Annotated in this window: 22 protein-coding genes and 1 rRNA gene (1 of these 23 only partly in view); 19 read left to right on the top strand and 4 right to left on the bottom strand. The window is 61.9% G+C overall.

The annotated features are described in order from the left end of the window. The 3 genes from ACK56M_RS00935 to ACK56M_RS00925 all read right to left on the bottom strand — a co-directional run. Nucleotides 1–591 (bottom strand): 16S ribosomal RNA (locus tag ACK56M_RS00935); it reaches 946 nt to the left of the window's first position. Nucleotides 592–1,159: 568 nt separating this feature from the next. Next, entirely contained in the window at nucleotides 1,160–2,380 is a 1,221-nt protein-coding gene (locus ACK56M_RS00930; protein ID WP_015268508.1) for a CaiB/BaiF CoA transferase family protein, read from the bottom strand. A gap of 14 nt (nucleotides 2,381–2,394) precedes the next feature. Beyond that, nucleotides 2,395–3,576, bottom strand: a complete 1,182-nt coding sequence (locus ACK56M_RS00925; RefSeq protein WP_003252907.1) for an acyl-CoA dehydrogenase — start codon at nucleotides 3,574–3,576, stop codon at nucleotides 2,395–2,397. A gap of 161 nt (nucleotides 3,577–3,737) precedes the next feature. On the opposite strand from ACK56M_RS00925, the gene ACK56M_RS00920 reads away from it, so the two are divergent. The 10 genes from ACK56M_RS00920 to ACK56M_RS00875 all read left to right on the top strand — a co-directional run bounded on the left by ACK56M_RS00920 (nucleotide 3,738) and on the right by ACK56M_RS00875 (nucleotide 13,564). After that, a complete protein-coding gene (locus ACK56M_RS00920) occupies nucleotides 3,738–4,637 on the top strand; it encodes a LysR family transcriptional regulator (protein WP_054572517.1) in 900 nt (299 codons plus the stop codon). A gap of 436 nt (nucleotides 4,638–5,073) precedes the next feature. Further along, nucleotides 5,074–6,195 carry a Re/Si-specific NAD(P)(+) transhydrogenase subunit alpha gene (locus ACK56M_RS00915; protein ID WP_015268506.1) on the top strand — a complete coding sequence of 374 codons (1,122 nt, stop codon included), beginning with the start codon at nucleotides 5,074–5,076 and terminating at the stop codon, nucleotides 6,193–6,195. Between the two features lie 11 nt (nucleotides 6,196–6,206). Further along, nucleotides 6,207–6,521 carry an NAD(P) transhydrogenase subunit alpha gene (locus ACK56M_RS00910; protein WP_003256966.1) on the top strand — a complete coding sequence of 105 codons (315 nt, stop codon included), beginning with the start codon at nucleotides 6,207–6,209 and terminating at the stop codon, nucleotides 6,519–6,521. A gap of 2 nt (nucleotides 6,522–6,523) precedes the next feature. Next, nucleotides 6,524–7,960: an NAD(P)(+) transhydrogenase (Re/Si-specific) subunit beta gene (locus tag ACK56M_RS00905; protein WP_015268505.1), complete on the top strand. Its 1,437-nt coding sequence runs from the start codon at nucleotides 6,524–6,526 to the stop codon at nucleotides 7,958–7,960. Nucleotides 7,961–8,146: 186 nt separating this feature from the next. After that, a complete protein-coding gene (locus ACK56M_RS00900) occupies nucleotides 8,147–9,640 on the top strand; it encodes an acetyl-CoA hydrolase/transferase family protein (RefSeq protein ID WP_191472029.1) in 1,494 nt (497 codons plus the stop codon). A 393-nt stretch (nucleotides 9,641–10,033) separates the two neighbouring features. Continuing rightward, the gene (locus tag ACK56M_RS00895; protein ID WP_003256968.1) at nucleotides 10,034–10,249 is read left to right on the top strand and encodes a DUF1127 domain-containing protein; all 216 of its coding nucleotides are present in this window, start codon (nucleotides 10,034–10,036) and stop codon (nucleotides 10,247–10,249) included. A gap of 306 nt (nucleotides 10,250–10,555) precedes the next feature. Further along, nucleotides 10,556–10,873, top strand: a complete 318-nt coding sequence (locus tag ACK56M_RS00890) for a DUF2388 domain-containing protein (protein WP_015268503.1) — start codon at nucleotides 10,556–10,558, stop codon at nucleotides 10,871–10,873. 88 nt (nucleotides 10,874–10,961) lie between these two features. After that, nucleotides 10,962–11,255, top strand: coding sequence for a DUF2388 domain-containing protein (locus ACK56M_RS00885; RefSeq protein WP_015268502.1), 294 nt, complete (start codon nucleotides 10,962–10,964; stop codon nucleotides 11,253–11,255). A 36-nt stretch (nucleotides 11,256–11,291) separates the two neighbouring features. After that, nucleotides 11,292–11,612, top strand: coding sequence for a DUF2388 domain-containing protein (locus tag ACK56M_RS00880; RefSeq protein WP_015268501.1), 321 nt, complete (start codon nucleotides 11,292–11,294; stop codon nucleotides 11,610–11,612). Then, nucleotides 11,609–13,564, top strand: a complete 1,956-nt coding sequence (locus ACK56M_RS00875) for a DUF4105 domain-containing protein (protein ID WP_137137823.1) — start codon at nucleotides 11,609–11,611, stop codon at nucleotides 13,562–13,564. The genes ACK56M_RS00880 and ACK56M_RS00875 overlap by 4 nt, the downstream gene beginning before the upstream one ends. Before the next feature lie 118 nt (nucleotides 13,565–13,682). Here the strand turns inward: ACK56M_RS00875 and ACK56M_RS00870 are convergent, their stop codons facing one another. Beyond that, nucleotides 13,683–14,084: a GFA family protein gene (locus ACK56M_RS00870; RefSeq protein WP_015268499.1), complete on the bottom strand. Its 402-nt coding sequence runs from the start codon at nucleotides 14,082–14,084 to the stop codon at nucleotides 13,683–13,685. A 267-nt stretch (nucleotides 14,085–14,351) separates the two neighbouring features. On the opposite strand from ACK56M_RS00870, the gene ACK56M_RS00865 reads away from it, so the two are divergent. The 9 genes from ACK56M_RS00865 to ACK56M_RS00825 all read left to right on the top strand — a co-directional run bounded on the left by ACK56M_RS00865 (nucleotide 14,352) and on the right by ACK56M_RS00825 (nucleotide 24,628). Further along, the gene (locus ACK56M_RS00865) at nucleotides 14,352–15,659 is read left to right on the top strand and encodes a CitMHS family transporter (protein ID WP_015268498.1); all 1,308 of its coding nucleotides are present in this window, start codon (nucleotides 14,352–14,354) and stop codon (nucleotides 15,657–15,659) included. Nucleotides 15,660–15,730: 71 nt separating this feature from the next. Continuing rightward, complete coding sequence (locus ACK56M_RS00860) at nucleotides 15,731–16,501, top strand: TerC family protein (RefSeq protein ID WP_015268497.1); 771 nt, start codon at nucleotides 15,731–15,733, stop codon at nucleotides 16,499–16,501. A gap of 194 nt (nucleotides 16,502–16,695) precedes the next feature. Further along, entirely contained in the window at nucleotides 16,696–18,354 is a 1,659-nt protein-coding gene (locus ACK56M_RS00855; protein ID WP_015268496.1) for a Na/Pi cotransporter family protein, read from the top strand. A gap of 30 nt (nucleotides 18,355–18,384) precedes the next feature. Further along, the gene (locus ACK56M_RS00850; protein WP_015268495.1) at nucleotides 18,385–19,785 is read left to right on the top strand and encodes a M16 family metallopeptidase; all 1,401 of its coding nucleotides are present in this window, start codon (nucleotides 18,385–18,387) and stop codon (nucleotides 19,783–19,785) included. A gap of 129 nt (nucleotides 19,786–19,914) precedes the next feature. Next, complete coding sequence (locus tag ACK56M_RS00845) at nucleotides 19,915–20,937, top strand: DUF5924 family protein (protein WP_015268494.1); 1,023 nt, start codon at nucleotides 19,915–19,917, stop codon at nucleotides 20,935–20,937. 204 nt (nucleotides 20,938–21,141) lie between these two features. After that, nucleotides 21,142–22,275 (top strand): ABC transporter permease, encoded by a 1,134-nt coding sequence (locus tag ACK56M_RS00840; protein ID WP_043935195.1) that lies wholly within the window; start codon nucleotides 21,142–21,144, stop codon nucleotides 22,273–22,275. After that, the gene (locus ACK56M_RS00835; RefSeq protein ID WP_054572514.1) at nucleotides 22,272–23,063 is read left to right on the top strand and encodes an ABC transporter ATP-binding protein; all 792 of its coding nucleotides are present in this window, start codon (nucleotides 22,272–22,274) and stop codon (nucleotides 23,061–23,063) included. The genes ACK56M_RS00840 and ACK56M_RS00835 overlap by 4 nt, the downstream gene beginning before the upstream one ends. 3 nt (nucleotides 23,064–23,066) lie before the next feature. Further along, nucleotides 23,067–24,005, top strand: a complete 939-nt coding sequence (locus tag ACK56M_RS00830; RefSeq protein ID WP_046616914.1) for an MlaD family protein — start codon at nucleotides 23,067–23,069, stop codon at nucleotides 24,003–24,005. Then, nucleotides 24,002–24,628 carry an ABC-type transport auxiliary lipoprotein family protein gene (locus ACK56M_RS00825; RefSeq protein ID WP_054572513.1) on the top strand — a complete coding sequence of 209 codons (627 nt, stop codon included), beginning with the start codon at nucleotides 24,002–24,004 and terminating at the stop codon, nucleotides 24,626–24,628. Before ACK56M_RS00830 ends, ACK56M_RS00825 begins: the two co-directional genes overlap by 4 nt. The last annotated feature ends 11 nt before the right edge of the window (nucleotides 24,629–24,639 follow it).

Genomic DNA, 24,639 nt, shown 5'->3' with positions numbered 1-24,639 from the left:
CTTAACGAACCACCTACGCGCGCTTTACGCCCAGTAATTCCGATTAACGCTTGCACCCTCTGTATTACCGCGGCTGCTGGCACAGAGTTAGCCGGTGCTTATTCTGTCGGTAACGTCAAAACAGCAAGGTATTAACTTACTGCCCTTCCTCCCAACTTAAAGTGCTTTACAATCCGAAGACCTTCTTCACACACGCGGCATGGCTGGATCAGGCTTTCGCCCATTGTCCAATATTCCCCACTGCTGCCTCCCGTAGGAGTCTGGACCGTGTCTCAGTTCCAGTGTGACTGATCATCCTCTCAGACCAGTTACGGATCGTCGCCTTGGTGAGCCATTACCTCACCAACTAGCTAATCCGACCTAGGCTCATCTGATAGCGCAAGGCCCGAAGGTCCCCTGCTTTCTCCCGTAGGACGTATGCGGTATTAGCGTTCCTTTCGAAACGTTGTCCCCCACTACCAGGCAGATTCCTAGGCATTACTCACCCGTCCGCCGCTGAATCAAGGAGCAAGCTCCCGTCATCCGCTCGACTTGCATGTGTTAGGCCTGCCGCCAGCGTTCAATCTGAGCCATGATCAAACTCTTCAGTTCAATACTGCTTGGGTTTTTAAGAAACCCTAAACTTGGCTCAGCATTCTCAAATGACTATGTGATTTCTCGCATGGCCACTTGTGATGCTGATAATCTTTGTGACTATCAGTCCGTACTCACAAGCACCCACACGAATTGCTTGATTCGATTTGTTAAAGAGCGTTTGGTTAAGAGCCTTTCGTCTCAACCGAGGCGCGCATTCTACGCTTTCCTCATTTGCTGTCAAGCGTTTATTTTGAAGTTTTTTTGCGAGAAACTCGTTTAGCTTCAAACACTTGACTCGCTGCGATCTCTCGTAGCGGGAGGCGAATCATACAGCGTTTAGAAGCGCTGTCAACCATCATCTCAACCGCTGCCGATCATTCGATCGAAGCGCTCCTGACACTACCTGAATCGCCTAACTAATTGATTTGCAAGAAGTTTTGCGCTTCGACTACGTCAGAAGTGGGGCGCATTATAAGGGGATTCGAAACCGCGTCAACCCTTAATTTCAAGAAACTTTGATATCGCTGAAAAGCAAAGCGGGAAGGCCTGACGGCCTCCCCGCTTTCACCTAGGCCACAGGCCCTTAAAGGACGCCAGCACTGCGTAGCCGTTGCACCTCACCGGCACCCAGCCCCAATACATCCTCCAGCACCACCTCGGTATGCTCACCCAGCAGCGGCGGCGCCCGACGGTACTCCACCGGCGTCTCCGACAGCCGTATCGGGCTCGCCACCTGCGGCACGCTTCCCGCCAACGGATGCGGAATGCTTACCGCCAATCCGCGCGCCAGCACCTGCGGGTCCTGGAACATCTGCGCCAGGTCATTGATAGGCCCGCACGGCACACCTGCAGCCTCCAGTTGGCTCACCCATTCCGCCGTGGTCTTGAACACCGTGGCCTGGCGAATCAGAGGAATCAGCTCAGCCCGGTTGGCAACCCGCAGCTTGTTGGTAGCGAAACGCGGGTCGTCCGCCCACTGCGGCTGCCCGGCCACCTCGGCGAACTTGCGGAACTGGCTATCGTTGCCCACGGTAAGGATGAAGTCGCCATCCGCCGTCGGAAAATCCTGATAAGGCACGATATTGGGGTGCGCATTACCCAGGCGACGAGGCGGGTTGCCCGTGGTCAGGTAGTTCATCGCCTGATTCGCCAGGCAGGCCACCTGCACATCGAGCAACGCCATGTCGACATGCTGGCCCACCCCGGTCTGCTCGCGATGGGCGAGGGCAGCGAGGATCGCCACCGTGGAATACAACCCGGTAAGGATGTCGGTCAGCGCCACCCCTACCTTGACCGGCCCCGCACCTTCCTCACCTTCCGGGCGGCCGGTCAGGCTCATCAGCCCGCCCAACCCCTGGATCATGAAGTCATAACCCGCGCGCCTTGCATAAGGCCCGGTCTGCCCGAACCCGGTGATGGAACAATAGATAAGCCGCGGGTTGATCGCCTTCAGGCTCTGGTAGTCCAGACCGTAGGCAGCCAACCCACCAACCTTGAAGTTCTCGATGACGATATCGGACTTCTCCGCCAACTCACGCACCAGGCGCTGCCCCTCGGCCTGTGTGAAGTCGATGGTAACCGAGCGCTTGTTGCGGTTGGCCGACAGGTAATAGGCCGCCTCACTGGTGTTCTCACCCTCGGCATCCTTGAGGAAGGGCGGCCCCCATGAGCGTGTATCGTCACCACTGCCAGGGCGCTCGACCTTGATCACATCGGCACCAAGGTCAGCGAGAATCTGGCCAGACCATGGGCCGGCCAACACGCGAGAAAGGTCCAGCACCCGCAGATGTGATAGCGCGCCCATGGGCTGGCTCCTTATCAATAGAAGGCCTGGATGCCGGTCTGCGCACGCCCCAGGATCAGTGCATGCACATCGTGAGTACCTTCATAGGTGTTGACCACCTCCAGGTTGACCAGGTGACGAGCCACGCCGAACTCATCGGAAATGCCATTGCCACCCAGCATGTCACGCGCCATGCGAGCAATATCCAGCGCCTTGCCACACGAGTTGCGCTTCATGATCGAGGTGATCTCCACTGCAGCTGTGCCTTCGTCCTTCATGCGCCCCAGACGCAGGCAGCCCTGCAGTGCCAGGGTGATTTCCGTCTGCATGTCGGCCAGCTTCTTCTGGATCAACTGGTTGGCAGCCAACGGGCGACCGAATTGCTGACGGTCCAGGGTGTACTGACGCGCGGTGTGCCAGCAGGCTTCCGCAGCGCCCAGCGCACCCCACGAGATGCCATATCGGGCGGAGTTCAGGCAGGTGAACGGGCCTTTGAGGCCGCGTACATCCGGGAAGATGTTTTCCTCCGGCACGAATACGTTATCCATGACGATTTCGCCAGTGATGGAGGCGCGCAGGCCGACCTTGCCGTGAATCGCCGGCGCGCTGAGGCCTTGCCAACCCTTTTCCAGAACAAAGCCGCGGATATCACCCGCATCGTCCTTGGCCCAGACCACGAATACATCGGCGATCGGGCTGTTGGTGATCCACATCTTGCTGCCAGTCAGGCGGTAGCCGCCGTCGACCTTCCGGGCACGAGTGATCATCGAACCCGGGTCGGAGCCGTGGTTGGGCTCGGTCAGGCCGAAGCAACCGATCCACTCGCCGCTGGCCAGCTTGGGTAGGTACTTCTGCTTTTGTGCCTCGGTACCGAACTCGTTGATTGGCACCATCACCAGCGACGACTGCACGCTCATCATCGAGCGGTAACCCGAGTCGATGCGCTCTACCTCGCGAGCAATCAGGCCGTAGCAAACGTAGTTCAGGCCACTGCCACCGTATTGCTCGGGAATGGTGGCGCCCAGCAACCCGACCTCACCCATTTCACGGAAGATCGCCGGGTCGGTCTGTTCATGACGGAAGGCCTCGAGCACACGCGGGGCCAGCTTGTCCTGGGCGAACTGATAAGCGCTGTCACGCACCATGCGCTCTTCTTCAGTGAGCTGCTGATCGAGCAGCAGCGGGTCGATCCAGTTGAAGCTTGCTTTACCGGCCATGAGCGAAATCCTCGAAATAGGGGGCAGTTTCTTGTGCCTTTGAGCCTAGGCCTGATCGGCCGCCGGGACAAACGAGGATTGCGCACCAATTAGTGATAATTTGTCACTTCGTAAATCGGCAAAACGCCATATTGACAGCCTTACGAGTGAGGTTGACGTACATGCGCCGCAAGATCCCCAGTACCGCCGCCTTGGTTTGCTTCGAGGCGGCGGCCCGCAACGAGAGCTTTACCAAGGCCGCCCAGGAACTTGCACTGACCCAGGGCGCCGTCTGTCGGCAGATAGGCGGCCTGGAAGCCTTCCTCAATGTGGAACTGTTCCGCCGCTCGCGCCGCGGCGTGAAGCTGACCGAAGCAGGCCTTTCCTATAGCCGCCAAGTGGCCGCCCAACTGGACGCGGTAGAGCGCGACACCTTGTCAGTCATGCGCCAGCAGGGCGCCAACGTGATCGAGCTGGCCGTCGTGCCCACCTTCGGTACCCAATGGCTGCTACCACGGCTAAAGGACTTCCAGCAGCGCCACCCGGAGGTCACGGTAAACCTCACCAACCGCACCCGGCCATTCCTGTTTGCCGACACCACCTTCGATGCCGCTATCTACTTCGGCGATGCCGACTGGTCCGGCACCCAGTCGCACCGGCTGATGGGGGAAAACCCGGTACCGGTGTGCAGCCCGGCGCTGCTGGGCGGGCAGGGCACACTCGACGCTCAGCGTATTGCCCAACTGCCACTGCTGCAGCAGAGCACGCGCCCCTATGCCTGGCGGCAATGGTTCGGCAGCGTCGGCATGAATGTGGAACGCGACATGACAGGCCCGCGCTATGAACTATTCTCGATGCTCGCTCAGGCGGCCATGCATGAGATGGGCATCGCCCTGATTCCACCGTTCCTGATCCAGCGCGAGCTGGAGGAGGGTAGATTGGTGGTCGCTAACAGGCATGCCCTGAGTAGTGACAAGGCCTACTATCTGATGATTCCGGAGCGCAAAGTGGAGTCGGCTTCGCTGCGCGCCTTCCGTGACTGGCTGGTAAGCCAGGCCCAGGCGTACACGGCCAAGACGTGAGCAGGCACGATAAATTGACTCCGTAGTCAATTATTTTTAACACCTACAGATATATGTATTTGTCGCATATACATAAACTGTTATGCAGGAGCAAAAATCCGCTTTAACCCTGCTTACGGCGCGGCTTCGCGGGTTATTTTGCGACATTCACCAAGCCGTAAGCGAATCAACCGCAAATTTTTTGTTTTTTTCTCCTAATCTGCCAATAGCCTATGTTTGACAGGCTGCAGCCTGACCGTTGCGACATACGGTCACAGGGTGACTTGTAGTTTTGACTTCGTTTCGCTCCAGAACCGGTTGAAGGCCTCTGGCTTCGTCTGCAAAATGCTTCGCCCGCCCGGAATTCGGCGGGTCGGCGCTCCACAGCCGCCCCAGCGCACCATCCGAAGTGCGCTGGCTTTTAAAAAGACAAAAGGTCACCGCAGGAGAAATAGTCGTGCACATTGGTGTTCCTCTCGAGACGCAGACCGGTGAGACAAGGGTCGCTGCGACCCCGGAAACCATCAAGAAACTGATTGGCCAGGGCCATCAGGTCACCGTCCAACGGGGGGCAGGGCTCAATGCCAGCATTCCGGACAGTGCCTATGAGGCCGTGGGTGCTTCCCTAGGGAGTGCAGCCGATGCCTACGGCGCCCAATTGGTGCTCAAAGTGGTCGCCCCCAACGACCAGGAACTGGCCCTGATCAACAGTGGCAGCCTCCTGGTGGGCATGCTCAACCCCTTCAACAGCGAGCTGATCGGCAAGATGGCCGAGCGCGGCATTACCGCGTTCGCCCTGGAAGCCGCGCCGCGCACCTCGCGGGCGCAGAGCCTGGACGTGCTGTCGTCGCAGGCCAACATCGCCGGTTACAAGGCGGTGTTGCTGGCTGCCCATCACTACCCACGCTTCATGCCCATGCTCATGACCGCCGCCGGTACCGTCAAGGCCGCGCGCGTGCTGATCCTGGGCGCGGGCGTAGCCGGCCTGCAGGCCATTGCCACGGCCAAGCGCCTGGGCGCGGTGATCGAGGCATCCGACGTACGCCCGGCCGTGAAGGAGCAGATCGAGTCGCTGGGCGCCAAGTTCATCGACGTACCCTACGAAACCGATGAAGAGCGCGAGTGCGCCGAAGGTGTCGGCGGTTATGCCCGTCCGATGCCGGCAAGCTGGATGCAACGCCAGGCCCAGGCCGTGCACGAACGCGCGAAGCAGGCGGATATCGTCATTACCACTGCGCTGATCCCGGGGCGCAAGGCGCCGACCCTGCTCAGCGCCGAAACCGTCGCGCAGATGAAGCCCGGCTCGGTGGTCATCGACCTCGCAGCAGCCCAAGGCGGCAACTGCCCACTGACTGTCGCCGACCAGGTGGTACAGGAGAACGGCGTGATCATCGTTGGCCCGACCAACCTGCCGGCCCAGGTGGGCGCCGATGCCTCCGCACTGTATGCACGCAACCTGCTGGACTTCATGAAGCTGCTGTTCGACAAGGACGGCGCGCTGGTCATCAACCTCGAAGACGACATCGTCGCGGCCTGCCTGATGTGCCGTGATGGTCAGGTCGTCCGCAAGAACGGCTAAGGAGCACGACAATGGAAGACATGCTGATTTCCCATGGCATCTACAACCTGATCATCTTCGTGCTGGCCATCTATGTGGGCTACCACGTGGTGTGGAACGTCACCCCGGCGCTGCACACGCCGCTGATGGCCGTGACCAACGCCATCTCCGCGATCGTCATCGTCGGAGCCATGCTGGCCGCCGCCCTGACGGTAACCCCGGCCGGCAAGCTGATGGGCACCCTGGCGGTGGCCCTGGCCGCGGTCAACGTGTTCGGTGGCTTCCTGGTCACCCGTCGCATGCTTGAGATGTTCAAGAAGAAAACCAAGAACGAGGCGCAGAAGTAAGCATGAGCATGAATCTGGTAACGCTCCTCTACCTCGTCGCCTCGGTGTGCTTCATCCAGGCGCTCAAGGGCCTGTCGCACCCGACTACCTCGCGCCGCGGCAACCTGTTCGGCATGATCGGCATGGGTATCGCCATCGTCACTACGGTCGGCCTCATTTATAAGCTCGGGGCCGAGCTTGCCACCGCCGGCATCGGCTACGTCCTCGTTGGCTTGCTGGTCGGCGGCACCGCCGGTTCGATCATGGCCAAGCGCGTCGAGATGACCAAGATGCCGGAACTGGTCGCCTTCATGCACAGCATGATCGGCCTGGCAGCGGTGTTCATCGCCATCGCCGCGGTGCTGGAACCGCAATCGATGGGCATCGTTGCCGCCATGAGCGACCCGATCCCCACCGGCAACCGCCTGGAGCTGTTCCTCGGCGCAGCCATCGGTGCCATTACCTTCTCCGGCTCGGTGATCGCCTTCGGCAAGCTGTCGGGCAAGTACAAGTTCCGCCTGTTCCAGGGTGCACCGGTACAGTTCGCCGGCCAGCACAAGCTGAACCTGATCCTCGGCCTGACCACCATCGCCCTGGGCCTGCTGTTCACCTTCACTGGCCACTACAGTGCCTTCACCCTGATGCTGGTATTGGCCTTCATCATGGGCGTGCTGATCATTATTCCGATCGGGGGCGCCGACATGCCGGTGGTGGTGTCGATGCTTAACAGCTATTCGGGCTGGGCAGCGGCCGGTATCGGCTTCTCGCTGAACAACTCGATGCTGATCATCGCAGGCTCTCTGGTCGGCTCGTCCGGTGCCATCCTTTCGTACATCATGTGCAAGGCGATGAACCGTTCGTTCTTCAACGTCATCCTCGGTGGCTTCGGTGGTGATACCGATGCTGGCGCGGCGCAAGGCTCCAAAGAGCAGCGCCCGGTGAAGTCTGGCTCTGCCGACGATGCCACCTTCCTGCTCAGCAACGCCGACAGCGTGATCATCGTCCCGGGTTATGGCCTGGCGGTGGCTCGCGCCCAGCACGCGCTCAAGGAACTGACCGAGAAGCTGAGCCACAACGGTGTGACCGTGAAGTACGCGATCCACCCGGTGGCCGGCCGTATGCCCGGGCACATGAACGTGCTGCTGGCGGAGGCCGAAGTGCCGTACGACCAAGTGTTCGAGATGGAAGACATCAACGCCGAGTTCGGCCAGGCCGATGTGGTGCTGGTGCTGGGCGCCAACGACGTGGTGAACCCTGCGGCGAAGAACGACCCCAAGTCGCCGATCGCCGGCATGCCGATCCTCGAAGCGTTCAAGGCCAAGACCATCATCGTCAACAAGCGCTCCATGGCCAGCGGCTATGCCGGCCTGGACAACGAACTGTTCTATCTCGACAAGACCATGATGGTGTTCGGCGACGCCAAGAAGGTCATCGAAGACATGGTCAAGGCCGTGGAGTGACAATGGCAGCTGCAAACCAGCTGATATAAAGGAAGCCCCGGTCAGAATCTGCCGGGGCTTTTCTTTTATTGATCCGGATCAACGGCTCTATTCCAAGGCTTCTCATACGACCATGGTCGTGGGACGGCAAGGGGCGAAGTCTCTAGACTGCGCTGCAGTAGTTTCAGTAGCCCGAGATAACAATCCATGTACCGTGATCGTATCCGCTTGTCCTCCCTGCACAGCAAGGTAATGAGTGCGGCTGATGCCGCTGGTCTGATCGAGGACGGCATGACCGTCGGCATGAGCGGTTTCACCCGCGCCGGCGAAGCCAAGGCCGTACCACATGCACTGGCCGAACGTGCCAAGCAGTCGCCACTGAAAATCAGCCTGATGACCGGCGCCAGCCTGGGCAACGACCTGGACAAGCAATTGACCGAGGCCGGCGTGCTGGCTCGCCGCATGCCGTTCCAGGTCGACAGCACCCTGCGCAAGGCCATCAACGACGGCCAGGTGATGTTCATCGACCAGCACCTGTCGGAAACCGTCGAGCAGCTGCGCAACCAGCAGCTGAAGCTGCCGGACATCGCGGTCATCGAAGCCGTGGCCATCACCGAGCAAGGCCATATCGTGCCAACTACCTCGGTGGGCAACTCGGCCAGCTTCGCGATCTTCGCCAAGCAGGTGATTGTCGAGATCAACCTCTCGCACAACACCAACCTCGAAGGCTTGCACGACATCTATATCCCGACCTACCGCCCGACCCGCACGCCAATCCCGCTGGTCAAGGTCGACGACCGTATCGGCAGCAGCGCCATCCCGATCGACCCGGCCAAGATCGTCGGCATCGTCATCAGCGACCAGCCGGACTCGCCGTCCACCGTATTGCCGCCGGATGACGAAACCCAGGGCATCGCCGACCATCTGATCAACTTCCTCAAGAAAGAAGTCGAAGCTGGCCGCATGACCAACAAGCTCGGCCCGCTGCAGGCCGGTATCGGCAGCATTGCCAACGCAGTGATGTGCGGCCTGATCGAGTCGCCGTTCGAAGACCTGACCATGTACTCCGAAGTACTGCAGGACTCCACCTTCGACCTGATCGACGCCGGCAAGCTGAGCTTCGCCTCGGGCAGCTCGATCACCTTGTCGACCCGCCGCAACGCCGACGTGTTCGGCAACCTGGAGCGTTACAAGGACAAGCTGGTACTGCGCCCGCAAGAAATCTCCAACCACCCGGAGGTGGTCCGTCGCCTGGGCATCATCGGTATCAACACCGCGCTTGAGTTCGATATCTACGGCAACGTCAATTCCACACACGTGTGCGGTACCAAGATGATGAACGGCATCGGCGGCTCGGGTGACTTCGCCCGTAACGCCCACCTGGCCGTGTTCGTCACCAAGTCGATTGCCAAGGGTGGCGCGATTTCCAGCGTGGTGCCGATGGTCAGCCATGTCGACCACACCGAGCACGATGTGGACATCCTGGTCACCGAGCAAGGCTTGGCCGACCTGCGCGGCCTGGCGCCACGCGAGCGCGCCCGGGCGATCATCGACAACTGTGTGCACCCGGACTACCGCGCAGCACTGAGCGACTACTTCGATCGCGCCTGCCAGCGTGGCGGCCATACCCCGCACATCCTGCGTGAAGCCCTGAGTTGGCACGAGAACCTGGAAGAAACCGGGCGCATGCTGGCTAGCTGATACAAATGAGGAATGGAACGGCGGCCCTGCTTCCGCTGTTCCGGTCTTTATTCTTGTGATCCTGGGGCCGCTTTGCGGCCCCTTTCGCGACACAAAGCCGCTCCTACAGGAGCAAGCATTACAGCATCAGTTATTTTTAAACAAAACTGTACTACTGTACTTGTTATTTTTAGCCCTTCCGCCTGAAAGATCCCGTCTCCGAAGCCAGAACGCACCAAAAAAGGGCGGACCAGTACAGTTACGCCAGTTTAGAGTGCAACAGTAGGGTTACACAGTTAACTGGACCATCGTCTTTCAACCGAACTGTATCTACTGTTATGGACGACAGAGGAGGATCATTGGCATCAGTTAAATCACTACCTAATCCCGCCATAAGCGGAAGGATGAAACATCATGGAACGTACCCTCAGTTCCGGTCTGGTTTTTGAAAGCAACGCCCAACAATCCAACGCTTCGCTGCCGCTGCGCGCTCTGTCCACCTTGCTGCTGTGGCAGCGCCGCATGGCCAGCCGCCGTCAACTGGCTCGCCTGGACGCCCGCCTGCTGGCCGACGCCGGTATCAGCGAGTCGCAGCGTTACGAAGAGCTGAGCAAGCCATTCTGGCGCTAAGCTCCGGCTTGCCGGCTTCGGCCGGCACCGCGAATTCCCGAAACCCGTTGCAGGTGACTGCGACGGGTTTTTTGTTTGCAGGCGGCATGCCAGAGCCTTTTACAAGCGCACCTGTACAGTTTTAAAAATCATAAAACAGACCATAACAGTTTATTGGTGCGCTGTTCATTAACATCCAGAAACACCGGCGCGTGATACGCTTGGCGTAACAGTCTGGTAGAACGCACTGTTGAAAAGTACCGCGACGAGCTGTGCGAGCGTCCGATAAAGCAGAACCACCCGACCCTAGTCCAGGAGTCCACGATCATGTCCCGTAAATACCTGATTGGCGCCGCCCTGATGCTGAGCCTGGCCGGCACCGCAAACGCCACCAGCTTCGTTGTAACCACCGACGCCGTCGTTGGCGCAGTGGCCGCGTCCACCGATGCCACTTCCGATATTTCCTCCTCGTTCCGTGACGACAAGATCGTCCAGGCCGCCCGTGACGACGCCGCCAGCTTCGTTGGCAGCCAGGGCGACATCCGCGGTGCCAAGCTGGAAAGCGCTTTCCTGCACATCCGCTCGCAGATGCCAACCCTGCAGGCCAGCGACGCGCAACTGGCCCAGGCCATTCTGGCGCTCTGACCCCGCCTGAGCCGTTCAGCTGTGCTGGCCACCACCAGCACAGCCGTACTCACCATTGCCGCCCACGTTTCCAGCTGTTGTAGAGCCCATGCGTTATCTGTTGCCGTTGCTGTTCTCCGTTATTGGCATGGCCAGCGCCCATGCCATGGATACCACTACGCAAAGCCTGGTCATCACCGGCTATGTCACCAGCCAGGTCACCAGCGCACCGTTCGACCGCAAACTGGTCCGCCAGGCCCAGGACGATGCCGCTGCCTTCGTCGCCAGCGACGGCCAGATCCGCGGTGCACGGCTGGAGGCAGCACTGGAATCATTACGCCACAATTGCGCACGGCATACCGTCGGCGATCTGGAACTGGCGCAAGCAATTCTCGTCCAATAATTAAATCTGACTCCCTGTATTTTTCGGAGATGCTCCATGCGTAAACCGCTGATTGCCGCTACCCTCGGCATGCTGCTGCTGGCCGACCTGGCCCAGGCACAGACCCTGGTGGCCACCAGCAATATCATCGTGCGCGCCTTTGGCCGTTCGATCGATTTCACCTCTGACACCACCACCTCGATCCGCGATTCCAAAGTGGTGCGCGAAGCCCATGACGACGCCGCCAGCTTTGTCGCAAGCAACGGTGAGATCCGCGGCGCCCAGCTCGAGGCCGCCTTCAACACCCTGCGCGAGCGCGTGCCGCAAGCGCGTGACGCCAGCGACCAGGTACTGGCTGAAGCCATCCTCGCGCTGTGAACCGCGTGCGCGCCTGGCTGCTCGGCTGCGCCCTGACGCTGCTCGGCACGCCCGCCCTGGCCGACCTGCAGCTCGAGCTGCAGGCGTCCGGCCTTGACTCACAGCAGGCCCTGGCCACTCAGGCTCTGCTCGACGAAGCCATGGGCAAGCTGCCCCCCAGCTTCAAGCAACAGCTGAACCGCCGCGTGCGTGTCAGCTGGAGCGACAACATGCCTGCCGACGCCTATGGCCAGGCATCGCTGGTCTCTACCCTCGAACTCAATCGCCGCCTGCTGCCCAGCCTCACCGATGGCAGTGCGGCCACCGAACGCACCAACCGCCCGCATGGCACGGTGCGAGAAGAACTGCTGGCCACCGTGCTGCACGAACTCACCCATATCTATGACCGTGCCCGGCTGTGGCCCAACGCCGAGAACGCGCTGATCGCCCGTTGCAAGCGCCAGCAAGGTACGTTGGGCAAGGTCGGCCTGCCCGAAGCATGCCGTGGCCAGGCCGAGCGCCGCTTCACCCTCAGCGACGACCCGCGCCTGCTTGACCTGGCCGGCTGGCAGCAGTACGTGGGCCGACGCGGCGAGCGCGAGCAGCACAACGGCCAGTTCGTGCGCAGCCCCGACAGCTATGAACTGAGCAGCCCCAAGGAGTACATCGCGGTCAACATGGAGTACTTCCTACTCGACCCGAGCTACGGCTGCCGCCGTCCGGCGCTGAACCAGTACCTGCGCGAACACTTCGGCTGGGCACCGCAGCAGGACAGCTGCGCCAAGGGCCTGCCGTTCATCAATGCCGGCAGCGACTTCGCCCGCCAACCGCTGGGCGAAATCGACCCCGAGCGGGTCTATGAGGTGGACTACCTGCTGGCCGAAGCCAACCAGAACCTGGTCAGCCGCTGGGGCCACAGCATGCTGCGCCTGGTGATCTGCAAGCCGGGCCGCCCACGCGGGCCGGACTGCCGCCTGGACCTCGACCAGAGCCTGGTGCTGTCGTACCGTGCCTTCGTCAACGATGTGCAACTTTCCAGCTGGGACGGCCTGGTCGGCGCCTACCCCTCGCGCCTGTTCGTGCTGCCGCTGGGCCAGGTGATCGACGAGTACACCAAGACCGAACTGCGCAGCCTGGCCTCGGTGCCCTTGCGGCTCGACCGCGACGAGATCGAGAACCTGGTGCGTCAGGCCGCCGAAATGCACTGGAGCTACGATGGCAACTACTGGTTCCTGTCCAACAATTGCGCAGTAGAGTCGTTGAAGCTGCTGCGCAGCGGCACCGCCAACCCGCGCCTGAACGACCTCGACAGCATCATGCCCAATGGCTTGCTGGCTGTGCTCAAGGGCAGGGGACTTGCCGACACCAGTGTGCTCGACGACCCCCGCGAAGCGTTGCGCCTGGGTTATCGCTTCGACTCCTACCGTGACCGTTACCAGGCCATGTTCGAGGTGTTGAAGAAGCAGTTGCCAATAAAGCAGGACAAGGTCGAGGACTGGCTGGCCCTGGACGCCGAGCAACGGCGGGCCTGGTTCGCCCAGGCCGACCTGCGTACCAGCGCCGCCTTGCTGCTGCTTGAACAGGCCAGCTTGCGCCGGCAACTGCTGCTGGCCCAGGACGAGGTCAAGCAGCGTTACCTGAACGCCGCCGCGCTGAAGGATGGCAGCGTCAGCAAGGCCGATGCGACCCTCAGACAAATGCTCGCCAACAGTGGCTTCCTCAGCCGCCCGGCAGAGTTGCTCGACAGCAAGGGCTACGGGCTGCCGCAGCCGCAGGAGCGCAAGCATCTGCAGCAGGTCAGCAGCGAGCGGCAAGCGCAGTTGCTGCGCTTGAGCACGAGCCTGGACAAAGAGGTGAGGGCGCTGCTGGAGCCGTCGCGGGCCAAGGAAATTGCGGCGGTGGAAGCCAATGTGAAGCAAGTGGGCGAACATCTGCGGGCATTGCACAAGGCTGCAGGAGGCCTGCAGTTGTAAATATGGCTGTACTGGCCCTATCGCCGGCAAGCCAGCTCCCACCATAGGTCTGAAGGTGGTGGGACACCTGTGGGAGCTGGCTTGCCGGCGATAGGGCCATCAGCACCAACACAATCTCTTACAGGTTCTCCTCGGCCTCCGAAGGCAAATCCTCATCCAGATGCAACCAAGGCAACCGGCTACCCACCCAGATATGCCGGTTGGCCCTGACCCGTTCCGGGTGGTCCAGCGTCGCCACCGTCACATCCACCGTCTCCGGGCTATGTGTAGTCACCAACGCCACATGCGCCCCGCAATGCCCACAGAAGTACCGGCTGCAACTGGCCGGCGCCACATAGCAGTTCGGCTCGCCCGCCAGCCACCGGAACCCCGAGCGGGGCAGGGTGAGCCAGGTCATCACCAGCCCGCCACTGACCCGCCGGCAGATCGAACAATGGCAATGGGCAATGTCCGTCAGGTCGCCCTCCAACCGATAACGCAAGGCGCCACAATGGCAGCCACCCTCGGTCACATCCTGCATCACCTACCTCTCGTCGCCTTTGCTTCGGCGAAAGCTGGCTGAAAGCTTGCCCTCATAGGATAGCCCCCACTACCGGCACAAGACCGGTCAGCCAGGGCACCCGGTAACCACCGCGCCCGGCCCAATCAACAACAACAATGGTGATTCTGATGTATTCCTGTGCCCAACTTTCCGTAGCCCCCCTCCGCATGCTCCCTGCACAGCGCCAAGCGCGCTGATCCGCCCGAATCGACGTTCCTTTCGCCGCGCCACGCCTGGAGTACTGCCATGCTGACCTTCCTCGGCTTTGCCATGGTCATCACCTTCATGTACCTGATCATGACCAAGCGCCTTTCGGCCTTGATCGCGTTGATTCTGGTACCGATCCTGTTCGCCCTGTTCGGCGGTTTTTCCGCCAAGATCGGCCCGATGATGCTCGAGGGCATCAGCAAGCTCGCACCTACCGGCGTGATGCTGATGTTCGCCATCCTCTATTTCGCCCTGATGATCGATTCCGGCCTGTTCGACCCGGCCGTGCGCAAGATCCTCAAGCTGGTCAAGGGCGATCCGCTGAAAGTGTCCGTCGGCACCGCGGTACTGGCCCTGGTGGTCTCGCTCGACGGTGACGGCGCCACCACCTACATGATCTGCTGCGCCGCCATGCTGCCAATGTACAGCCGCCTGGGCATGAGCCCGCGGATCATGGCCGGCCTGATCATTCTCGCCGGCGGGGTAATGAACATGACCCCCTGGGGTGGCCCGACCGCCCGCGCCGCCAGCGCCCTGCACGTGGACCCGTCGGACATCTTCGTGCCGATGATCCCCGCCATGCTGTTCGGTGTGCTGGCGATCCTGGCCATCGCCTACATGTACGGCAAGCGCGAACGTGCCCGCCTGGGCGAGTTGCACCTGCCCACCGACGACATCGACCACAGCGAAATTACCGTTTCGCAGTACCCGGACGCGCGCCGGCCAAAATTGCTGTACTTCAACGGTGCCCTGACCGCTGCCCTGATGGTCGCGCTGATTGCCGGCGTGTTACCGCTGCCCGTGCTGTTCATGATCGCCTTCAGCATCGCCATGATCGTCAACTACCCGTGCCTGCAGCAGCAGAAAGACCGCATCGCCGCCCACGCCGGCAGCGTGCTGGCGGTCACCGGGCTGATCTTTGCCGCCGGCATCTTCACCGGCATCCTGTCGGGCACCGGCATGGTCGACGCCATGTCCAAGAGCCTGCTGTCGGTCATCCCCGAGGCGTTGGGCCCATACCTCGCGGTGATAACCGCGATCGTGAGCATGCCGTTCACCTTCTTCATGTCTAACGACGCGTTCTACTATGGCGTGCTGCCGGTGCTGGCCGAAGCTGCCAGCCACTATGGCATCAGCCCGGTGGAAATGGCCCGTGCGTCGATCGTCGGGCAGCCGGTACACCTGCTAAGCCCCCTGGTACCCTCCACCTACCTGCTGGTGGCCCTGGCCGGGATCGAGTTCGGCGATCATCAGCGCTTCACCTTGAAGTGGGCAGTGCTGGTGTGCCTGTGCATAATGCTCGCCGCGCTGCTGATGGGGATTTTCCCGCTGTTCAGTAGTCTTTAATAAACACGTATTTCCCTAACGCGACGCGCCCGGATCCGGGCGCGTCGCCTTTACCGTTCGAAGGAAGACACATGGAATGGCTGACCAGCCCGGAAATCTGGGTTGCCTTTTTTACCCTTACCGCGCTTGAGATCGTCCTCGGTATCGATAACATCATCATGATCTCGATTCTGGTCAGCCGCATGCCCAAGCACATGCAGCCGCGCACCCGGATCTTCGGGCTGGCCCTGGCCATGGTCACTCGTATCATGCTGCTGCTGTCGATCACCTGGGTCATGCGCCTTACCGCCGACCTGTTCGTGGTCATGGGCCAGGGCATCTCCGGGCGGGACCTGATCCTGTTCTTTGGTGGCCTGTTCCTGCTGTGGAAAAGCTCGCAAGAGATCTATCACGGCCTGGAAGGCGAGGACGAAAACCCGGAAGAACCGAAAGGCGCGGGTGGCAAGTTCTTCTACACCATCATCCAGATCGCCATCATCGACATCGTGTTCTCGCTGGACTCGGTGATCACGGCGGTGGGCATGGTGTCCCACGTACCGGTGATGATCGCCGCGATCATCGTCGCCGTGCTGGTGATGATGCTGTGCGCCGGCACCATCAGCGATTTCATCGACAAACATCCTTCGTTGAAGATGCTCGCACTTTCGTTCCTGATCGTGGTCGGTACCGTGCTGATCGCCGAATCTTTCGACGTACATGTGCCTAAAGGCTATGTCTACTTCGCCATGGCGTTCTCGCTGGCGGTGGAAGCCATCAACATCCGCATGCGAACTGCCTTGGCCCGCAAGAACGGCAAAGAGCACGAGCCAGTGAAACTGCGCAAGGACATTCCGGGTCAATAAGATCAGGAAGTGCAGGACAAAGGGCCCTTCGGGCCCTTTTTTCATTTCCGCCGTATTTCAAACAAATGACAGCCATGCGAAGCTGGCGACAGCTCCGCAAAACAACTAAAGCTTTGAGTGAGCACTGAAAATTCTTCAAACGCTCACGCTTCGTCTCTTGGCCCTCTGGGCCGATGCAACAGGGGGCCGTCGCCATGCTGACCCTGCTCAACCTGCTCTCGGCCGTTACGCTTCTGGTCTGGGGCACCCACATCGTGCGTACCGGCATACTCCGGGTATTCGGCTCGAGCCTGCGGCGCATCATCAGCCAGAACATGAGCAAACGCCCGCTCGCGTTCGTCGCAGGCATTCTGGTCACAGCCCTGGTGCAAAGCAGCAACGCCACAGCCATGTTGGTCACCTCGTTCGTCGGCCAAGGTCTGATGGCCATGACCCCGGCCTTGGCAATCATGCTCGGCGCCGACGTGGGTACCGCGCTGATGGCCCGGGTGCTGACCCTGGACCTGTCCTGGCTGTCGCCGCTGCTGATCTTCCTGGGTGTGATCTTCTTCCTCTCGCGCAAGCAGACGCGGGCGGGGCAGCTGGGCAGAGTAGGCATCGGGCTTGGCCTGATCATCCTGGCACTGGAGCTGATCGTGCAGGCAGCTACACCGATTACCCACGCCCAGGGCGTAAAGGTGCTGTTCGCTTCGCTGACCGGCGACATCATGCTCGACGCCCTGGTCGGCGCACTGTTCGCCATGATTTCCTATTCCAGCCTGGCCGCCGTGCTGCTCACTGCGACACTGGCCGGCGCCGAAGTGATCAGCCTGCCGGTGGCTATCGGCCTGGTGGTGGGCGCCAACATCGGCAGCGGATTGCTGGCCTTCATCAGCACCAGCATGCAGAACGCCGCTGGACGCCGTGTGGCCCTGGGCAGCCTGCTGTACAAGCTGATCGGCCTGCTGCTGATCATCCCAGTGCTGCACCCGCTGGTGGGTTGGATGGACTCACTGAGCTTCAGCCCACAGGAGCTGGTCATCGGCTTCCACCTGCTCTACAACACGCTGCGTTGCCTGATCATGCTACCCACGGTCAAACCTATGGGCCGGCTGTGCAACACCCTGCTACCCGAACGGGAAAACGGCAACGGCCAGATTCGCCCGCGCCATCTCGACACCTCGGCGCTGGAAACACCCAGCCTGGCCCTGGCCAACGCCTCCCGCGAAACCCTGCGCCTGGGCGATATCGTCGACAGCCTGCTCGAAGCCATGCTCGGTGCCCTGCGCGGTACCCAGGCCGCCTTGCCGCAACAGGTCCGCGCCCTTGGCGAGGACGCCGAAGCCTTGTACAGCGCGATCAAGCTGTACCTGGCGCAGATTTCACGTGAAGGCCTCAGCGAACAGGACAACCGCCGCTGGGCAGAAATCATCGAACTGGCGATCAACCTCAAGCTGGCCTGCGACCTGATCGAGCGTATGCTGCGCAAGGTCCAGCAGCAGAAAACCAGCCAGCGCCGGGAGTTCTCCCAGGTGGGCCTGGAAGAACTCACCGGCTTGCAGGAACAGCTTCTGGCCAACCTGCGCCTGGGCTTGTCGGTGTTTCTCAGTGCCGACCCGGAAAGCGCCCGTCTGCTGCTGCGGGAAAAACGCCGATTTCGCGCCCAGGAACGGCGCCTTGCCCACGCCCATGTCAGCCGCCTGCAGCGCAAGGTAGTGCAAAGTATCGAGACCAGTTCGCTACACTTGGAGCTGATCGCCGACATGAAACGGTTGAACTCTTTGTTCTGTAGCAGTGCCTATGTGGTACTGGGCGGCTCGGACACGGGCGGGCTGATGCTCGACAGCGTGCCGGACGAAGCCCGCCTGCCGTGATTTCGCCTACCTGAGGACCCAAGCTCGCCCATGCGTTGCCTGATGTTCGTTTGCCTGCTGATCTGCAGCCTGCCCTCATTCGCCCTCGACCGCTCGCGAGTTGAAGGTTACCTGTTGCCCAACGGCCTGCAGGTCATCCTGAAAAACGGCTATGAACGTGACCATGTAGCGATTCGCCTGGTGGTCGGCGTCGGCCTGGATGACTTCAATTGCGAGCAGAAAGAGCTGCCGCACCTGCTCGAGCACCTGCTGTTCAGCGGCATCGACGCAACCGGCGAGGGTGGCCTGGAAGAGCGCCTGCAATCGCTGGGCGGCGAGTGGAACGCCTACACCAGCAGCGCCGACACCACCTTCGTCATCGAAGCCCCGGCGCGCAACCAGCGCAAAGTCCTCGACCTGCTACTGGCGGTGATCCACGAAACCCGCATAGATGCCAAGGCCCTGGCCACCGCCAAGCGCATCATCGAGCGTGAAGATGGCGGCCATTATGGCCACCTGCAGCGCTGGCTCGACCGCCAGGACATCGGCCACCCCGCCAGCGACCAGTTGGCCACCGAGCTAGGCCTGAAATGCCCGGAGCGCTCCAACCTCGACGACATGACCCTGGAGCAGGTGAACACCTTGCGTGACCGCTGGTACGCGGCCAACAACATGACCCTGATAGTGGTCGGCGGCCTCGACCGCCTGCTGCCGGCCTACCTGGAGCGTACCTTTGGCGAATTGCCCGCCACCGAGCCGGAGGAGCGCCGCACCCTGGAAAGCATCGGCCAGCAAGCTGAACAGCGCCGCGACCTGACCCGCGGCTGGCTGGGCGACAGCGTCAAGCTGCACTGGCTGTTCGTCGAGCCGGTGCTGGACAACGACCATCAGGCCACCCTCGACCTGCTGTCGCACTACCTGGATTGGGCGCTGTATGACCAGCTGCGCTTGCGCAACGGGTTGTCCTACGGCCCTTCGGCACAACGCGAGAGCTTCGGCGACACTGGCCTGCTAAGCCTCAATGCCGACCTGGAGCGCGAGGACATCGACCAGGCGGTCGAGGTGATGCAGAAATTGTTCGATCACCTGCGCAAGGAAGGCCTCGACCCGGACACCTTCGAGCGCATCAAGTACGCCAGCGTCGCCAAGGAAAGCTGGAGCACCCAGGGCAACAGTGCCTTGGCCGACTACTATTGGGGCGCGCTGAACGACTATAGCGACGGACGCTTCGCCAACCCGGTGCGCAAGCTGCGGCAGGTCAGCCTGGCGCAGGCCAACGAGGCGCTGAAGGAACTGCTCAAGGAAGATGGCTATGTGCGTATCGAAAAGCCGTTGCTTGGCTATGATGAACTCTATGGGCTGGTTGCCTTGCTATCGGGGCTGATCCTGGCAGCGGGGCTGTTGCGCTGGCGTCGCCACGGTCCGGAAAAACCGAGCGGTGCTACACGCTAGCGGTGAATCGGCGGTATCCTTTTGCCAGTACCGGCCCCTTCGCGGGTATCGCAACGCGGTCCCTGTGGGAGCGGGTTCACCCGCGAAGAAGCCGGCACAGCCACCATATCCTTTCTGTTGTAGCCCCCAATGCCCCAAATCCCCCACATCGTCCAGCGCATCATCGAACTGCTCAAACGCTACCCCGGCATCATCGCGCTCGGCGGTTTCCTCTCCGGCATCGGCAGTTTCATCCTGGTCGACCGTCAGGCTGGCCTTGCCAGCTGGGTAGCTGTGCTCATGCTGGTCAGCTGGCTCTGGCTGATGCTGGAAAACACCCTCACCGGCCTGTTCGCGCGCACCTTCAACCGCGAAATACCGCAGCCATTGCTGCGCTACGCGACACAGATGATCCACCAGGAATCGCTGTTCTTCGTGCTGCCATTCTTCTTCATCACCACCACCTGGAACAGCGGCCAGTTGGTGTTCACCGGCCTGCTTGGTGCCGCCGGGCTGATTTCGATCATCGATCCGCTGTACTACAAGTGGCTGGCACCGAGGCGCTGGCTGTTCCTGGCGCTGCATACCCTGACCCTGTTCGCCGCCCTGCTGACCGCGCTGCCGATCATCCTGCACCTGACCACCGCGCAAAGCTTCAAGCTGGCCCTGATCGCAGCCATGGCCCTGTCGTTTCCCAGCCTTGCCAGCAGCTTCCCGATCAACAACTGGCGCCGTGCCGTGGCCCTGGTGCTGGTCACCCTGTCGGTCGGCGGCGGGGGCTGGCTTCTGCGCTCCTGGGTGCCACCAGCAACCTTGTGGATGACCGAAGTGGCGGTCAGTACCGAAGTGCTGAACCGCCAGCCGGGCGATTCGCTGCACGAAATTGCCGCCAGCCGCATCCGTAGCAGCGGCCTGTACGCCTACACCGCGATCAACGCGCCACGCGGCCTGAACGAGCGGATCTATCACGTGTGGCAAAAGGACGGCCAGGAAGTTGATCGCATTGCCCTGGACATCCATGGCGGGCGCAAGGAAGGCTACCGGGCCTGGACCCACAAGCAGAACTTCCCGCCGAACCCGGTGGGCAAGTGGCAGGTGAGGGTACTGACAGAGGATGGGCAGGTCATCGGTGTGCTGCGCTTCAAGGTGGTCGATGACGCGCCCGCAGGGTGAGTTTAAGGGGGGCCCCTTTGCGGCCCATCGCCGGCAAGCCAGCTCCCACCGGGCCAGCGATAACCCGCTCCATGTGGGAGCTGGCTTGCCGGCGATGGGCTGCAAAGCAGCCCCCAAGGTCCGTGAAGACAGCACATAATCACCAAACAGCCCATGCCCGCTGCGCTATGATCAGGCCCTAAGCCTTAGCGCCGAGTCAGTAGCATGGAGCCGATGACCACCCCCAGCGCCACCCTGGACACCAGTAGCCAACCGGCTTGCCTGCGCATTACCGGTGACTGGACCCTGGCGCACTACGCCAGCCTCAAGCGTGAGAGCAAGCGCCTGCGGGCGCAATATGCTGCCGATACCGTCGCCGACCTTAGCCAACTGGGACGCCTGGATACCGCCGGTGCCTCGCTGCTGGCCGAACTGCTCGGCTCCGAACGCCTGTCCCGCTGCACCGATGGCCTGCCCGAAGCCAGCCGCGCCCTGCTCAAGAATGTCTACTGCTCGGTGCAGGACTACTGCATTCCGGTCAAGGAACCCGAGCGTAACGTGCTGCTGTTGCTACTAGAGCGCATCGGCTGCGCCGTTGGCACCTTGTGGCAAGACACCCTGCAGGTGCTCGGCTTCGTTGGCCTGATCCTCGAAACCCTGCTGCGCCGTGCCCTGCAACCCCATCGCTGGCGCTTTACCCCGGTCGTGGCGCACATCGAACAGACCGGTCTGGACGCCGCCCCCATCGTCGCCCTGCTGACCTTCCTGGTGGGCGCGGTGGTGGCCTTCCTCGGCGCCACGGTGCTGGCCGATTTCGGCGCGACCATCTTCACCGTCGACCTGGTGGCATTCTCGTTCCTGCGAGAGTTCGCCGTGCTGCTGACCGCCATCCTCATGGCCGGCCGCACCGCCAGCGCGTTCACCGCGCAGATCGGCTCGATGAAGGCCAACGAGGAAATCGACGCCATCCGCACCCTGGGCCTGAACCCCATGGAGCTGCTGGTGGTGCCGCGCGTACTGGCGCTGTTGATTTCGCTGCCCTTGCTGACCTTCATCGCGATGATCTGCGGCATCGTCGGCGGCGCGGTGGTGTGCGCGCTGACACTGGACATCTCGCCAGCCATGTTCCTGTCGCTGCTGCAAAGCGACATCGGCGTGCAGCACTTCCTGGTCGGCCTGGCAAAAGCACCGTTCTTCGCCTTCCTGATCGCCGCCATCGGCTGCCTGGAAGGCTTCAAGGTCAGCGGCAGCGCCGAATCGGTGGGCGCGCACACCACCTCGGCGGTCGTGCAGTCGATATTCGTGGTCATCGTGCTGGATGCGGTGGCTGCGCTGTTCTTCATGGAGATGGGCTGGTGAGTGGCCAGGAACGTGTGATCGAGGCCCGCAGCATCTGTAACCGCTTCGGCCGCCAGAGCGTGCACGAAAACCTCGACCTCGACCTGTATCGCGGCGAGATACTCGCCGTGGTCGGCGGTTCGGGCAGCGGCAAGTCGGTGCTGCTACGCAGCATCGTTGGCCTGCGACGGCCCGACGAAGGGCAGATCAAGGTGTTCGGCCAGGACTTGGCCGGCCTGCGCGAAGAGCAGCGCTCACTGGTCGAACGGCGCTTCGGCGTGCTGTTTCAGAAGGGCGCGCTGTTCTCTTCGCTGACTGTCACCGAAAACGTGGCATTGCCGCTGATCGAGCACGCCGGGCTGTCCCGCGCCGATGCCGAGCACCTGGCCGGGGTGAAACTGGCCCTGGCCGGGCTGCCAATCTCGGCCGCCGACAAATACCCGGCCTCGCTGTCCGGGGGCATGATCAAGCGCGCCGCGCTGGCCCGGGCACTGGCACTGGACCCTGACATCCTGTTCCTCGACGAACCCACCGCCGGCCTGGACCCGATCGGTGCCGCCGCCTTCGACCAGTTGATCCTTACCCTGCGTGACGCCCTGGGCCTGTCGGTGTTCCTCATCACCCACGACCTCGACACCCTGTACACCATTACCGACCGCATCGCCGTGCTGTCGCAGAAGAAGGTCCTGGTGGCCGGCCCGCTGGCCGAGGTCGAGCAGACCAACGACGCCTGGATTCAAGAATACTTTCATGGCCCACGCGGGCGCGCGGCCGAGCAGGCCGCCACCCGTGCCGGGCAGGAGCGCTGAGCAATGGAAACCCGAGCCCATCACGTTCTTATCGGCCTGGTCACCGTCCTGGTGGTGGCCGGCGCCATGCTGTTCGGCCTGTGGCTGGCCAAGTCGAGTGTCGACGACGCCTTCAAGGACTACGAAGTGGTGTTCAACGAAGCCGTCTCCGGCCTGTCCCGCGGCAGCCCGGTGCAGTACAACGGCATCAAGGTAGGCGATGTGTCCACCCTGCGCCTGGACCCGAAAGACCCGCGCCGGGTACTGGCACGGGTGCGCCTGAGCGCCGACACCCCGGTGAAGGAAGACACCCAGGCCAAGCTCACCCTGGCCGGCGTGACCGGCAACTCGTTCATCCAGCTCAGCGGGGGCACCCCGCAAAGCCCCGAGTTGAAAGGCAAGGACGGCAAGCTGCCGGTGATCATCGCATCGCCCTCGCCAATCTCGCGCCTGCTCAATGACAGCAGCGACCTGGTGACCAACATCAACCTGCTGCTGCATAACGCCAACCAGATGTTTTCCGAGGACAACATCGGCCACCTCAGCAACACCCTGTCCAACCTCGACAAGACCACCGGCGCCTTCGCTGGCCAGCACGGCAGCATCACCCAGGCCATCGAGCAACTGGTGCAGGTGGGCAAGCAGGCCAGCGCCACCCTGGCCGAAACCCAGGCACTGATGCGCAATGCCAACGGCCTGCTGGGCAGCGAAGGCAAGCAGGCAATCGGCAGCGCCGAGCAGGCCATGCAGTCACTGGCCGAGAGCACCGCCACCATCAACCGCCTGCTCGAGGACAACCGCGAAGCCATCGGCGACGGTGCCCAGGGCCTGAACCAGCTGACCCCGGCGATTCGCGAGCTACGCGAAACCCTAAACGCACTCAAAGGCATTTCCCGGCAACTGGAGGCCGACCCTAGCGGCTACCTGCTCGGCCGCGACAACAACAAGGAGTTCCAACCATGAAACCGTCGCTGCGCCTGCTGGCCCTGGCGGCCGCATTGAGCCTGGCCAGTGCCTGCTCGATCCTGCCGCAGAGCGAGCCCGTCGACCTGTACCGTCTGCCGGTGAACCAGCCCGGTCGCACAGTGCCGGCGCTGGACTGGTCATTGCGCCTGAACAAGCCGCTGGCCAGCGAAGTGCTGGCCGGGCCACGGATTGCCGTGATTCCCCAGGGCGATGTGGTCAGCAGCTACAAGGGTGCGCGCTGGAGCGACGCAGTGCCGGTGCTGCTGCGCAACCGGCTGCTAGACGGTTTCCAGCGTGACGGCCAGGTACAGCGCCTGAGTGCCGACGACAGCAACCTGCAGGCCGACTACGAGCTGGCTGGCGAGCTGCAGGCATTCCAGACCGAATACCTCCCGGGCGGGGCGGTGGATGTGGTGATCCGCTATGACGCACGCCTGGTTCAAGGCCGCAACCAACGCATTCTGGCCAGCAAACGCTTCGAAATCCGCCAGCCGCTGGCCGACAAGCAGGTGTCAGCAGTAGTTGCCGGTTTCGGGAAGGCCTGCGACCAGCTGACCGGGCAGGTGGTGAGTTGGACCATTGCACAGGCGGGTAGTACACAACCACCATCAGTCCGTTGAGTCAGGCCCGG

The organism is Pseudomonas sp. s4 (assembly GCF_046764235.1).
Lineage (GTDB): Bacteria > Pseudomonadota > Gammaproteobacteria > Pseudomonadales > Pseudomonadaceae > Aquipseudomonas > Aquipseudomonas asiatica.
The sequence above is the reverse complement of the archived record's forward strand: the minus strand, read 5'-3'. Positions and strand labels throughout refer to the sequence as shown.